This window comes from Streptomyces griseocarneus (assembly GCF_014655595.1).
Lineage (GTDB): Bacteria > Actinomycetota > Actinomycetes > Streptomycetales > Streptomycetaceae > Streptomyces > Streptomyces griseocarneus.
In genome coordinates this window covers 117,249-130,757 of sequence record NZ_BNBL01000009.1, presented here as the reverse complement: position 1 = coordinate 130,757, position 13,509 = coordinate 117,249, and the positions used below count along the sequence as shown (strand labels likewise).

General features: G+C 71.8%; 9 protein-coding genes. 5 read left to right on the top strand and 4 right to left on the bottom strand.

Going from position 1 to position 13,509, the window contains the following annotated elements; genetic code table 11:
- Positions 1–164 precede the first annotated feature (164 nt).
- The 4 genes from uvrB (at position 165) to IE295_RS22610 (ending at position 6,292) form a co-directional block, all read left to right on the top strand.
- A complete protein-coding gene (uvrB, locus tag IE295_RS22625) occupies positions 165–2,282 on the top strand; it encodes an excinuclease ABC subunit UvrB (RefSeq protein ID WP_190065553.1) in 2,118 nt (705 codons plus the stop codon).
- Between the two features lie 201 nt (positions 2,283–2,483).
- The gene (locus IE295_RS22620; protein ID WP_190065552.1) at positions 2,484–3,062 is read left to right on the top strand and encodes a TerD family protein; all 579 of its coding nucleotides are present in this window, start codon (positions 2,484–2,486) and stop codon (positions 3,060–3,062) included.
- A gap of 105 nt (positions 3,063–3,167) precedes the next feature.
- Entirely contained in the window at positions 3,168–5,159 is a 1,992-nt protein-coding gene (locus tag IE295_RS22615) for a TerD family protein (protein ID WP_190065551.1), read from the top strand.
- 110 nt (positions 5,160–5,269) lie between these two features.
- The gene (locus tag IE295_RS22610; RefSeq protein ID WP_190065550.1) at positions 5,270–6,292 is read left to right on the top strand and encodes a TerC family protein; all 1,023 of its coding nucleotides are present in this window, start codon (positions 5,270–5,272) and stop codon (positions 6,290–6,292) included.
- A 59-nt stretch (positions 6,293–6,351) separates the two neighbouring features.
- Here the strand turns inward: IE295_RS22610 and IE295_RS22605 are convergent, their stop codons facing one another.
- The 3 genes from IE295_RS22605 to IE295_RS22595 all read right to left on the bottom strand — a co-directional run bounded on the left by IE295_RS22605 (position 6,352) and on the right by IE295_RS22595 (position 9,166).
- A complete protein-coding gene (locus IE295_RS22605; RefSeq protein WP_190065720.1) occupies positions 6,352–7,641 on the bottom strand; it encodes an MFS transporter in 1,290 nt (429 codons plus the stop codon).
- A gap of 171 nt (positions 7,642–7,812) precedes the next feature.
- A complete protein-coding gene (locus IE295_RS22600; protein WP_190065549.1) occupies positions 7,813–8,469 on the bottom strand; it encodes an MBL fold metallo-hydrolase in 657 nt (218 codons plus the stop codon).
- 10 nt (positions 8,470–8,479) lie between these two features.
- Positions 8,480–9,166 (bottom strand): maleylpyruvate isomerase family mycothiol-dependent enzyme, encoded by a 687-nt coding sequence (locus tag IE295_RS22595; RefSeq protein ID WP_190065548.1) that lies wholly within the window; start codon positions 9,164–9,166, stop codon positions 8,480–8,482.
- Between the two features lie 212 nt (positions 9,167–9,378).
- Here IE295_RS22595 and uvrA point away from each other — a divergent pair, with 212 nt between their 5' ends.
- The gene (uvrA, locus tag IE295_RS22590; RefSeq protein ID WP_190065547.1) at positions 9,379–12,393 is read left to right on the top strand and encodes an excinuclease ABC subunit UvrA; all 3,015 of its coding nucleotides are present in this window, start codon (positions 9,379–9,381) and stop codon (positions 12,391–12,393) included.
- A 69-nt stretch (positions 12,394–12,462) separates the two neighbouring features.
- On the opposite strand, the gene IE295_RS22585 is transcribed toward uvrA, so the two are convergent.
- Positions 12,463–13,380 (bottom strand): carbohydrate kinase family protein, encoded by a 918-nt coding sequence (locus IE295_RS22585; RefSeq protein WP_190065546.1) that lies wholly within the window; start codon positions 13,378–13,380, stop codon positions 12,463–12,465.
- Positions 13,381–13,509 lie beyond the last annotated feature (129 nt).

The following is a 13,509-nucleotide window of genomic DNA, read 5'->3' as shown; positions in this document are numbered from 1 at the left end:
GAAAGTCGTACACGAAACACCTACGCGATCGCGACGGGCAGGGCACCCAGACGAAGGACCCTTTGCCCACTCTTCGCCGCGCGTTCGCCCGCGACGGGCCCGGAAAACGGGGGCCGAACGGCCGGGGCGAGGCCGTTGTCAGTGGTGAGCCGTACGGTGGTCTCATGCGGCCCGTATCGAAGATCGAACGCAAGGTGGCGCCTTTCGAGGTCGTCAGCTCCTACCAGCCCAGCGGTGACCAGCCGACGGCCATCGCTGACCTGGAGCGGCGCATCCGGGCAGGCGAGAAGGACGTCGTCCTGCTGGGTGCGACCGGCACCGGCAAATCGGCGACCACGGCGTGGATGATCGAGAAGCTGCAGCGGCCGACGCTCGTCATGGCGCCGAACAAGACCCTCGCGGCACAGCTCGCCAACGAATTCCGCGAGCTGCTGCCCAACAACGCCGTCGAGTACTTCGTCTCGTACTACGACTACTACCAGCCCGAGGCGTACGTCCCCCAGTCGGACACGTACATCGAGAAGGACTCCTCCATCAACGAGGAGGTCGAGCGGCTGCGCCACTCCGCCACGAACTCGCTGCTCACCCGGCGTGACGTAGTCGTGGTGGCGTCCGTCTCCTGCATCTACGGCCTGGGCACGCCCCAGGAGTACGTCGACCGCATGGTGCCGCTGAAGGTCGGCCAGGAGATCGACCGGGACCAGCTGCTGCGCCGCTTCGTGGAGATCCAGTACACGCGCAACGACGTCGCCTTCACCCGCGGCACGTTCCGGGTGCGCGGCGACACCATCGAGATCTTCCCGGTCTACGAGGAACTGGCCGTCCGGATCGAGATGTTCGGCGACGAGATCGAGGCGCTCTCCACGCTCCACCCGCTCACCGGCGAGGTCATCTCCGACGACCAGGAGCTGTACGTCTTCCCCGCCAGCCACTACATCGCCGGCGCGGAGCGGATGGAGAAGGCCGTCGCGGGCATCGAGGCCGAGCTGGAGGAGACGCTCGCCCGCATGGAGAAGCAGGGCAAGCTCCTCGAGGCCCAGCGGCTGCGCATGCGCACCACCTACGACATCGAGATGATGCGCCAGGTCGGCTCCTGCTCGGGCATCGAGAACTACTCGCTGCACATGGACGGCCGCGAGCCCGGCTCCCCGCCGAACACCCTGCTCGACTACTTCCCCGAGGACTTCCTCCTCGTCATCGACGAGTCGCACGTGACGGTCCCGCAGATCGGGGCGATGTACGAGGGCGACGCCTCCCGCAAGCGCACGCTGGTCGAGCACGGCTTCCGGCTGCCGTCGGCCATGGACAACCGCCCGCTGAAATGGGAGGAGTTCACCGAGCGCATCGGGCAGACCGTCTACCTCTCCGCGACGCCCGGGAAGTACGAGCTCTCGCGCGGCAAGGGCTTCGTCGAGCAGATCATCCGCCCCACCGGCCTGGTCGACCCGGAGGTCGTCGTCAAGCCGACCGAGGGCCAGATCGACGACCTGGTGCACGAGATCCGCACGCGCACCGAGCGGGACGAGCGCGTCCTGGTGACGACGCTGACCAAGAAGATGGCCGAGGACCTCACCGACTACTTCCTCGAGCTGGGCATCCAGGTGCGCTACCTGCACAGCGACGTCGACACCCTGCGCCGCGTGGAGCTGCTGCGCGAGCTGCGGGCCGGCGAGTTCGACGTGCTGGTGGGCATCAACCTGCTGCGCGAGGGCCTCGACCTGCCCGAGGTGTCGCTGGTGGCCATCCTCGACGCCGACAAGGAGGGCTTCCTGCGCTCCGGCACGTCCCTGATCCAGACCATCGGGCGCGCGGCGCGCAACGTCTCCGGCCAGGTGCACATGTACGCCGACAAGATCACCCCGGCGATGGAGAAGGCCATCGAGGAGACCAACCGCCGCCGCGAGAAGCAGATCGCCTACAACAAGGAACGGGGCATCGACCCCCAGCCGCTGCGCAAGAAGATCGGCGACATCGTCGCCACGCTCGCCCGCGAGGAGCTCGACACCGAGCAGCTCCTGGGCACGGGCTACCGCAAGGGCGACAAGGACAAGGGCAAGGCCCCGGTGCCGGCGGCCAAGGGCAAGGCGCGCGGCAAGGCCAAGGCGGCGGCCGTGCCCACGGACCGCCCCGCTGCGGAGCTGGCCCAGCTCATCGAGGACATGACCGACCGGATGCGGGCGGCGGCGGCGGAGCTGCAGTTCGAGGTCGCGGCACGGCTGCGCGACGAGGTGGGCGAGTTGAAGAAGGAGCTGCGGCAGATGCGCGAGGCCGGTCTGGCCTGACGGTCCGTGACGCGCCGGGCGCAGCGGGTGGGGTGGCGTACGCGAAGCGGGGCAGCATACGAGATGTGTGGCGGGGCATGTTGCAAGACCGCCACAATGCCCCCCTCGGGTGCGTACCCCGCGCCCGCCTGTGCATAGGGTCGTTCAAGAAGACCGCGCGGACGGCGCGGTCACGGGGATGAACGAACGAGAGGGACGCGCGTGACGGTCAACTTGTCCAAGGGCCAGGGCATCAGCCTGCAGAAGGCCGACGGGGGCACCCTGACCGCGGTGCGGATGGGGCTGGGCTGGCAGGCGGCCCCTCGCCGCGGACTGTTCGGGTCGCGTACGCGGGAGATCGACCTCGACGCGTCGGCGGTGCTCTTCGCCGACAAGCAGCCGGTCGACGTGGCCTTCTTCCAGCAGCTGGTCAGCAAGGACGGCTCGGTGCGCCACACGGGCGACAACCTGGTCGGCGGCGCGGGCCAGGGCGGCGACGACGAGGCCGTCCTCGTCGACCTGCAGCGCGTCCCCGTGCACGTCAACAACATCGTCTTCACGGTGAACTCCTTCACCGGGCAGACCTTCGCCGAGGTGCAGAACGCCTTCTGCCGCCTGGTCGACGAGACCACCGGCCAGGAGCTCGCGCGCTACACCCTGGACGGCGGCGGCCCGTACACCGCCCAGATCATGGCGAAGGTGCACCGGGTGGGCAACGGCTGGCAGATGACGGCCATCGGCACCCCGGCCAACGGCCGGACCTTCCAGGACCTGCTGGCGGAGATCCAGACCGTCCTGTAACCGTTCGGGCCGCCACGAGCGTCCCGACAAGCGGCAACCGGGCCCGGCGGTGCATCCGCCGGGCCCTCGGCACAGCGAGCACGACACAACGAGGGGGAAGCGGCGATGACGGCCGAGCTGGTGCGGGGGCAGAACCACCCGCTGTCCGGGACCCGACTGGAGATCCGGGTCTCGGCGGGCCAACCGGTGATGGCGGGAGCGACGCTCGGCGACGCGGACGGCAGGGTTCCGGGCGATGAATGGGTCGCTCACCCCGCATCGCCGAGGCTGCCGGGCCTGGAGGTGTCCCGGCAGGCCGCCGCCGAGCACCGGCTGGCGATCGACCTGGACGCCCTCCCGGAGGCCGCGCACCGGGTCAATGTGCTGCTCGCCCTGCCCTCCGGACCGTCGGGCCCCGGCCGCTTCGGGGCGCTGGCCGCCCCCTTCGTCGCCGTCACCGGCACCGACGGCACGGAGCTGGCCAGCTACACCGTCACCGGCCTGGACGCCGAGTCGGCGGTCGTCGCCCTGGAGCTCTACCGCAGGCAGGACGCCTGGAAGGTACGGGCGGTCGGCCAGGGGTACGCGGGCGGCCTGACCGCCATGCTGCACGACCAGGGGCTGCCCCGGGCGGCCGAGACGGCGGCCCGCATCGAGGACGCGGTCGCCCAGGGCGCGTCCCGCGCGGTCTCCGCTCCGCCCGCGCAGGTCGGCGGCGACGCCGCGCGGCGGGTGGCGCCGGCGGGCGGCGGCCCCGCGGACGACCGGGCTGCCGTGGCCGGCCACGACCCTGCGGTGCCGTCCGCCACGACGGGGAGCGGCGCTACGGCCGGAGGCGGCGCTCCGTCGGGCGGCGGCGGTCCCGTCCCCGAGCCGGCGGCACCCGCCCCGGGCCCCATCAGCTACCGCCACCCCGGCCGCCGGACCTCGGCGCCGCCGGAGCCGGCGCCCGCCGCCCCGGCCGCCGGGCCGGGACAGCCGTACCAGCCGGTGGCGGGCGACGCCACGGGCTGGACCATGAACGAGCGGCTCTACAACCAGGTCTGGGGCATGTTCGAGGACCTGGCCCGCGCGGCCGCCGCCTACCGCAGCGCGGTCGACTTCGCGGAGTCGCGCCTGGAGCAGGAGCTGGACCGGGTGCTGTCCGACCCGCGCACCCGGGTCGGCCCGGCCGCCGACGCCGCCCGGGAGGAGGCGCGCTCCCGGCAGGCACAGCTGGTCGAGCAGGCGCGCGGCGTCCTCGACCGGGACCTCGACCGGCTCGTCGCCGAGGCCGAGGTCGTCGAGCACGCGCTGCCGCCCGCCTTCGCGCGCTGGGACAGCCCGGTGTGGCACGGCTACCAGGTCCCGCTGGAGACGCCGATGGCGCTGCGGCTGGGGGACCTGCACCTGCCCGAGCGCAGGGACCTGCGCATCCCCATGCTGGTCCGGCTGCCGTTGGAGCGCGGGCTGTGGATCGACAGCGGCCGCTTCGCGGGCGGGGCGGACGCGAGCCTGGTGGACTCCGCCGGACGGCGCCGGCTCGCCATGGACTGCGCGGTCGCCCACGCCGTGCGGCTGCTGGCCGTCCACCCCGTCGGCGACTACTCGGTCCACGTCATCGACCCGGCGGGCGCGGCCGGCGCGGCGCTGGCCCCGCTGCTGGAGAACGGGGCGCTGAAGGAGCCGCCCGTGGCGGGGGCGCGGGGAGTGTCGGAGGTGCTGGGGCGGCTGACGCAGCGCGTCGACCTGGTGCAGATGGCGGTCCGCAGCGGAGCCGTGGACTCCCTGCCGCCCGACCTCGACACCTCCGAGCAGCTGCTGATCGTCAACGACTTCCCGCACGGCTTCGACGACCGCTCCGTGACCCAGCTGCGCTACCTCGCGGACGAGGGGCCGTCCGTGGGCGTGCACCTGATGATGGTCGCCGACCGCGAGGACGCCCGGGCGTACGGGCCCGTGCTGGACCCGCTGTGGCGCTCGCTGCTGCGGGTCACGCCGGTGCCCGACGACCACCTCGCCGACCCGTGGGTGGGGCACTCCTGGACGTACGAGCCGTCGCTGGCGCCGTCCGGGAGCGAGGTGCTGCGGCAGGTGCTGTGGCAGGTCGGGCAGGCCCGGAAGGCGTATGGCATTTAGCGAGTAAAGCGGCGCTGAGCTGGGGTTTTGGGTTTCTCTTTACTATTCCTTGGGCTTTCCTGTACTGTTCTGGGAACTGCCGTACGCCCGTACGACGTACCGGAGGAACAGTGGACGTTTCCCTGACCCTGTGGACGCTGACCATCCTCGGTCTGTGTGCCCTCATCGCCGCCGACTTCTTCATCGGAGGCCGCAAGCCGCACGAGGTCTCCGTCAGAGAGGCGGGCGTGTGGACGGCGGTCTGGGTGGCCCTGGCCGGGCTCTTCGGGCTGGGGCTCTGGGTCTTCGGCGGCAGCGCTCCGGCCGGTGAGTTCTTCGCCGGCTTCATCACGGAGAAGTCGCTGAGCGTCGACAACCTCTTCGTCTTCGTCCTGATCATGGCGAAGTTCGCCGTCCCGCGGGTCTACCAGCAGCGGGTGCTCATGGTGGGCGTCCTGATCGCCCTGGTCCTGCGCGCCGTGTTCATCGGCGCCGGCGCCGCGATCATCGCCAACTTCGCGTGGGTCTTCTACATCTTCGGCGCCTTCCTGATCTGGACCGCGTGGAAGCTCATCCAGGAGGCGCGGGCGGACGAGGACGAGGAGGAGTTCGAGGAGAACCGCTTCCTGAAGCTGGTCGAGCGGCGCATCCCGTCCACCGACCGCTACCACGGCACGAAGCTGTTCATCACCGAGAACGGCAAGCGGCTGATGACGCCGATGCTGATCGTCATGCTGGCGATCGGCACCACCGACGTGCTGTTCGCGCTGGACTCCATACCCGCGATCTTCGGCCTCACCCAGGACCCGTACATCGTCTTCACCGCCAACGCCTTCGCCCTCATGGGCCTGCGCCAGCTGTACTTCCTGATAGGCGGCTTGCTGAAGAAGCTGGTCCACCTCTCCTACGGCCTGTCGGTCATCCTCGGCTTCATCGGCGTCAAGCTCGTCCTGCACGCCCTGCACGAGAACGGCGTCGCCGTCCCCGAGATCAGCATCCCGGTCTCGCTCGGCGTCATCTGCGCGGTGCTGGCCGTCACGACCGTCACCAGCCTGCGGGCCTCGGCCCGGCAGGCGCGGGAGGAGGCCGCCGAGGCCGCCGTGGCGGCGCCGGCGGCCGGGGAGGGCAAGGACCGCGAGAGCGCCCGCGCCTGACCCCTCCCTCCGGGGGAGGTGCCGGGCCGGTGCCGGGCCGGTGCCCGGCCGGTGCCCGCTCAGGCAGGGGCGGTCCCGGTGGCGGCGGCGGGGGGCACGGCGGGCGCGGGGCGGGTCTCGGGCAGCAGCAGGAAGCAGGCCATGCTGAGCAGGGCGACGCCGGACAGATAGGCCGCGACGCCCCAGGGCGTCCCGCTGCCCCGGGCCGCGGCCGTGGCGACCAGTGGGGTCACGGCGCCGCCCAGGATGCCCGCCAGGTTGTAGCCGACGGCCGCGCCCGTGCAGCGCACCCTGGCCTCGAACAGCTCGGGGAGGTAGGCGCCGACGCAGCCGAAGGCAGTGCCGAAAGCCAGCATGGCGACGACGAAGCCCAGCAGCATCAGGGCGGGGCGGCCGGACTGCAGGAGGCCGACCAGCGGAAACATCCACAGCGTGACGGCGGCGCAGCCGGCCAGGCACAGCGGGCGGCGTCCGTAGCGGTCGGAGAGGAGGGCGACCAGCGGGGTGGTCGCGCCCTGGGCGGTGACCGCCGCCATGGCGCAGCCGAGCATGACCGTCCGGTCGATGCCTAGCCGTTCGGTGCCGTAGGTCAGGGACCAGGTGGTGACCGCGTAGAAGACGGCGTAGCCGAACGACAGCGCCCCGGCGGTGAGCAGGAGCAGCCGCCAGTGGTCGCGGACGACCTCGGCCAGGGGGAGCGTGGCGAGGGTGTCGCCGTCGGCCAGCTTGCGGAAGTCGGGGGTCTCGGTGAGCCGGCCGCGCAGCAGCAGGCCCAGTGCGGCCAGGACGCCGGCGGCCCAGAACGGTACGCGCCAGCCCCAGGACAGGAACTGCGCGTCCGTCAGGGTGGCCGAAAGGGTCAGGGTGATGCCGTTGGCGAGCAGGAAGCCGAGGGCGGGGCCGACCTGGGGGAAGCTCGCCCACAGCGCGCGGCGGTGGGCGGGGGCGTGTTCGGCGGTCAGCAGCACGGCGCCGCCCCATTCGCCGCCGAGGCCCAGCCCCTGCAGGAAGCGCAGGAGGAGGAGCAGCACGGGCGCGGCGATGCCGATGTCGCCGTAGGTGGGCACGAAGCCGACCGCGACGGTGGCGAGGCCGGTCAGCAGCAGTGAGGAGATGAGCACCGGGCGGCGGCCCAGGCGGTCGCCGATGTGGCCGAAGAGCATCGAGCCCAACGGGCGGGCGATGAATCCGACGCCGAAGGTGCCGAAGGCGGCGAGGGTGCCGACGAGGGGGGAGGCGCCGGGGAAGAACAGCCGGCCCAGGACGAGCGCGGCCGCGGTGCCGTAGGCGAAGAAGTCGTAGAACTCGATGGCGGTGCCGGCCATGGAGGCGGCCGCCAGGCGGAACATGGCCGGGGAACGGTCACGATTCATGTACGGCCCAACTTCCGCCCGGGACCCCGGGAAACGGGTGCGTTCGGCCGGAAGCGGGAGCGTGAAGGAAGCGTTGGCGGGGCGCGACGGAATCGCGCCGTCCGCCTGTCGTGCGGACGGCGCGCTACCGCGGGCCCGTGCCCGGTGTCACCAGCCGCGCTCGCGCCACTCCGCGAGGTGGGGGCGCTCGGCGCCGAGCGTGGTGTCGTTGCCGTGGCCGGGGTAGACCCAGGTCTCGTCGGTGAGTTCACCGAAGATCTTGGTCTCGACGTCGTCGAGGAGGCTGGCGAAGGCCTTGGGGTCGTCGTGGGTGTTGCCCACGCCGCCGGGGAAGAGGCAGTCGCCGGTGAAGACGTGCGCGTGGCCGTGCGGGTCGTCGTACACCAGGGCGATGCTGCCCGGGGTGTGGCCCACGAGGTGGCGGGCCGTCAGCTCCACGCGGCCGACGCGGACGACGTCGCCGTCCTCGACGAGCACGTCGGTGGGCACCGGAATGCCCTCGGCGTCGTGCCGGCCGGCGTAGGTGCGGGCGCCGGTGGCGTCGACCACCTCGCGCAGCGCGCCCCAGTGGTCGGCGTGCTGATGGGTCGTGACCACCGAGGCGATGCCGCTGTCGCCGATCAGCGAGAGCAGGGTGTGCGGCTCCGCGGCGGCGTCGATCAGCAACTGCTCGTCGGTTGCGCGGCAGCGCAGCAGATAGGCGTTGTTGTTCATCGGTCCGACCGCGACCTTGGAGATCATCAGATCGGCCAACTCGTGTACGTCCGCAGGTCCGCCGACCTCTACCACTCCGCTGTACGTCATGGCGTTCACCCTATAGCGCGGGCAGAACGGGCAGCGGAGCGCCACCCGTTTCGAGCCCCGTGCCGTCGCGTCGCCCGGCCAGCCAGCCCAGCAGCCCGGCCGCCGGCCCGGTGACGGTCAGCACCTCGCCGTCCGCGCGGCCGGTGCGCCACTGCCGGCCGTCGGTGGCGGCCACCCGGATCGCCGGCACGGCGGGGTTGCCCGAGAAGCGGTCGGTGAGGAACTCGATCTCGCCGGCGGTGAACGCGTCCGGCAGGTCCTCCAGCTCGTAGCCGATGCCGAGGTCGACGTGGTGCAGCTCGACCTCCATGAGCCGGCGGAAGGGGATGCGGGAGGCCTTCTCGGTGACGCCGTTGCGCATGAAGACGGTGCGGCTCCAGTCGGCGGGCGCGGTGGCCGCCCGGACGAAGCCCTCGGTGCTCTCGCGCAGGTCGGCGATCTGGACGTCGAGGGGGCGCGGGGCGTCCCGCTCGATGTCGGCGTCGCGGGCCTCGCCGCTGGTGTACATGGGGCGCCCCTCCAGCACGTTCACCAGGGCGTCGGCGTTGCGGGCGAGGTGGGCCAGGAGGTGGCCGCGGGTCCAGCCGGGGAGCCGTGACGGCCCGGCCAGAGCGGCGTTGTCCAGGCCGGCGAGTGCGGAGAGCAGCCGGTCGGTCGCCTCACGTACGGCGTTCAGGTCGTGCACATGATCACTCATGCGGCCGACGATAGCTCCGCCACTCCTTCGAGTGAAGGAGTCGCCTCTCCGCCGTAAATCGAATATGCGTGCTATAGGCTCGTGGGTGGCATCGCTTACGACATCCGGGTGGCCCGTGGTTGTCAGACGCCCCCCGTACTCTGGATCGAGGGGCCGCGGCCCACCCCCGCACCGCTCTCCAGAGCCGATCCTCACGAAAGGTGCCGACCCGCGTGGCTGACCGTCTCATCGTCCGTGGCGCTCGCGAGCACAATCTCAAGAACGTCTCGCTCGACCTCCCGCGTGACTCCCTCATCGTCTTCACCGGGCTCTCGGGGTCGGGCAAGTCGTCGCTCGCGTTCGACACGATCTTCGCCGAGGGGCAGCGCCGCTACGTTGAGTCGCTCTCCTCCTACGCACGGCAGTTCCTCGGCCAGATGGACAAGCCCGATGTGGACTTCATCGAGGGCCTGTCCCCGGCCGTCTCCATCGACCAGAAGTCGACCTCGCGCAACCCGCGCTCCACGGTCGGCACCATCACCGAGGTCTACGACTACCTCCGCCTGCTCTTCGCCCGGATCGGCAAGCCGCACTGCCCCGAGTGCGCGCGGCCCATCTCCCGCCAGTCGCCGCAGGCCATCGTGGACAGGGTGCTGGAGCTTCCCGAGGGCAGCCGCTTCCAGGTGCTCTCCCCGCTGGTGCGCGAGCGCAAGGGTGAGTTCGTCGATCTCTTCGCCGACCTCCAGACCAAGGGCTACAGCCGGGCCCGGGTCGACGGCGAGACGATCCAGCTCACCGACCCGCCGAAGCTGAAGAAGCAGGAGAAGCACACCATCGAGGTGGTCGTCGACCGCCTCACCGTCAAGGAGAGCGCCAAGCGCCGGCTGACCGACTCCGTCGAGACGGCGCTGGGCCTGTCCGGCGGCATGGTGATCCTCGACTTCGTCGACCTCGCCGAGGACGACCCCGAGCGTGAGCGGATGTTCTCCGAGCACCTCTACTGCCCGTACGACGACCTGTCCTTCGAGGAGCTCGAGCCGCGCTCGTTCTCCTTCAACTCCCCCTTCGGCGCCTGCCCCGACTGCACCGGCATCGGCACGCGCATGGAGGTCGACCCCGAGCTGATCGTCCCGGACGAGGACAAGTCCCTCGACGAGGGCGCGATCAGCCCCTGGTCGCACGGCCACACCAAGGACTACTTCAGCCGCCTGGTCGGGGCGCTCGCCGACGCCCTGGGCTTCCGTACGGACATCCCCTGGGCGGGGCTGCCCCAGCGGGCCAAGAAGGCCCTGCTCAACGGCCACAAGACGCAGATCGAGGTGCGCTACCGCAACCGCTACGGCCGCGAGCGCGCGTACACCACCGCCTTCGAGGGAGCGGTGCCGTTCGTCAAGCGGCGCCACTCCGAGGCCGAGAGCGACTCCAGCCGCGAGCGCTTCGAGGGCTACATGCGCGAGGTGAACTGCCCGACCTGTGAGGGCACGCGCCTGAAGCCGATCGTCCTCGCGGTCACCGTGCAGGGCCGCTCGATCGCGGAGGTCTCCGCGATGTCGATCAGCGACTGCGCCGACTTCCTGCGCGACATGAAGCTCACCGGCCGTGAGAAGAAGATCGCCGAGCGGGTGCTCAAGGAGGTCAACGAACGGCTGAGGTTCCTGGTCGACGTCGGCCTGGACTACCTCTCGCTCAACCGCGCGGCCGGCACGCTCTCCGGCGGCGAGGCCCAGCGCATCCGCCTGGCCACGCAGATCGGCTCCGGCCTGGTGGGTGTGCTCTACGTCCTCGACGAGCCCTCCATCGGCCTGCACCAGCGCGACAACCACCGCCTCATCGAGACCCTCGTCCGCCTGCGCGACATGGGCAACACCCTCATCGTCGTCGAGCACGACGAGGACACCATCAAGGTCGCCGACTGGGTCGTCGACATCGGCCCCGGCGCCGGTGAGCACGGCGGCAAGGTCGTCCACAGCGGTCCCCTCAAGGAGCTGCTGAGCAGCGAGGCCTCGATGACCGGGCAGTACCTGTCCGGCAAGAGGTCCATCGCCACGCCGGACGTGCGCCGTCCCGTGGACCCCGCGCGCCGGCTGACCGTGCGCGGCGCCCGGGAGAACAACCTGCGCGACATCGACGTGTCCTTCCCGCTCGGGGTGCTCACGGCCGTCACGGGCGTCTCGGGCTCGGGCAAGTCGACGCTGGTCAACGACATCCTCTACACCCACCTGGCGCGTGAGCTCAACGCCGCGCGGGCAGTGCCCGGCCGGCACACGCGCGTGGACGGCGACGAGCTGGTCGACAAGGTCGTGCACGTCGACCAGTCGCCCATCGGCCGTACGCCGCGCTCCAACCCGGCCACGTACACCGGCGTCTTCGACCACGTCCGCAAGCTCTTCGCCGAGACGATGGAGGCGAAGGTCCGGGGTTACCTGCCCGGCCGATTCTCCTTCAACGTCAAGGGCGGCCGCTGCGAGAACTGCTCCGGCGACGGCACCATCAAGATCGAGATGAACTTCCTGCCGGACGTGTACGTGCCGTGCGAGGTCTGCCACGGCGCGCGCTACAACCGGGAGACCCTGGAGGTCCACTACAAGGGCAAGTCCATCGCCGAGGTGCTGGACATGCCGATCGAGGAGGCGCTCGAGTTCTTCGAGGCCGTGCCGACGATCGCGCGCCACCTGCGCACGCTGCACGAGGTGGGCCTGGGCTACGTCCGGCTCGGGCAGTCCGCGCCGACGCTCTCCGGCGGCGAGGCGCAGCGGGTGAAGCTCGCGAGCGAGCTGCAGAAGCGCTCCACCGGGCGCACGGTCTACGTCCTCGACGAGCCGACGACCGGTCTGCACTTCGAGGACATCAGCAAGCTGATCACCGTGCTGTCGGGCCTGGTCGACAAGGGCAACACCGTGATCGTCATCGAGCACAACCTCGATGTGATCAAGACCGCCGACTGGGTCGTCGACATGGGCCCCGAGGGCGGCGCGGGCGGTGGCCTGGTGGTCGCCGAGGGCACGCCGGAGGAGGTCGCGTCGGTCCCGGCCAGCCACACCGGAAAGTTCCTGCGGGACATCCTGGCGGACCGCGTCAGCGACGCGCCGCCGGCCCGGAAGACGGCGAAGAAGGCGCCCGCGAAGAAGACGGTGGCGGCGAAGACGGCCGCCAAGAAGACCGTCTCGGCCAGGACCGGCGCGGCCAAGAAGACGGCCGCCAAGACCGCCGGCGCGGCGAAGAAGACCGCCCGGGCGCGCAAGGCGTAGCCGCGCGGGGTGCTCGCCGTCACGGCGGGGGCGGGGCTTCGACAGCCCCGCCCCTTCCCCGGCTCCCGGCTATCCGGTCAGCTCCGCCGCGTACGGCGGTTCCGCGCCGGCCCGGGCGCAGGTCAGGGCCGCCGCGCGGGCCGCGAAGGACAGGATGGCGGTCCAGGCGGGCGCGTCCAGGGAGGCGAGCCCGGCGGGCGAGAGCGCGCCGGCCGCCGCCAGGCGGTGCAGCAGCGCCGCGTTCACGGTGTCGCCCGCGCCGATCGTGTCGGTCACCTCGATGCGCTCGGCCGGGACGGCATGCGTGCGGCCGTCGCGGGTGTGGACGGACATCCCCTCGCCGCCCCGGGTGACCACGACCGCCTCCGGACCCTGGGCCGCCCAGTCGGCGGGGGAGCCGCCCAGCCAGGCGGCGTCCTCGGCGGACAGCTTCAGCAGGCGGACGTCCGGCAGCCAGGAGCGGAAGCGCTCGCGGTAGGCGGCGGCGTCCGGGATGACGCCGGGCCGGACGTTGGGGTCGAGCAGGGTGAAGACCCCGCGCCGGGCCTCCCGCCGCAGCAGCGCCTCGTAGGCGCTCGCCCCGGGCTCCAGGGCCAGCGAACACGTCCCCAGGCACAGGGCCGCGGTGTCGGCCGGCAGCGGGCCCGGCAGCTCGAAGAGGCGGTCGGCCGTGCCGCCCGCGTAGAAGCCGTAGCCCGCCGAGCCGTCCGCTCCCACGGCCGCCACGGCGAGCGTCGTCGGCTCCGGGCCGCGCTGGACGAGCGAGAGGTCCACGCCCGCGGCCCGCAGCCCGTCCAGGAGGGCCTCGCCGAAGCCGTCCGTGGACACGCGGGAGCAGAAGGCGGCCGGCGTGCCCAGCCGCCCCAGCGCCACGGCGGTGTTGTACGGGCCCCCGCCGCGCCGGGGCAGCAGCGCCGGCAGGCCGTCGTCGCCTCCGGGCCCGCCCGGCACGAGGTCGATCAGTGCTTCACCGGCGACGACGATCACAGGGGGAGTCCTCTCGGGTCGGCGGAGCAATTGCTCCCGGTATTGTCGCTACGTCGTGCCACCGCGTCCCGGCGCCCCGTCCCGTCGGCCGGGGCCGGCCGGGCGCCCGTATCACCGTTGGAGTCCGCC

Excerpts from the sequence above, each read along its gene's own strand:
- uvrB (WP_190065553.1), top strand. The coding sequence starts at position 165 with ATGCGGCCCGTATCGAAGATCGAACGCAAGGTGGCGCCTTTCGAGGTC.
- IE295_RS22615 (WP_190065551.1), top strand. The coding sequence starts at position 3,168 with ATGACGGCCGAGCTGGTGCGGGGGCAGAACCACCCGCTGTCCGGGACC.
- IE295_RS22605 (WP_190065720.1), bottom strand. The coding sequence starts at position 7,641 with ATGTTCCGCCTGGCGGCCGCCTCCATGGCCGGCACCGCCATCGAGTTC.
- IE295_RS22600 (WP_190065549.1), bottom strand. The coding sequence starts at position 8,469 with ATGACGTACAGCGGAGTGGTAGAGGTCGGCGGACCTGCGGACGTACAC.
- IE295_RS22595 (WP_190065548.1), bottom strand. The coding sequence starts at position 9,166 with ATGAGTGATCATGTGCACGACCTGAACGCCGTACGTGAGGCGACCGAC.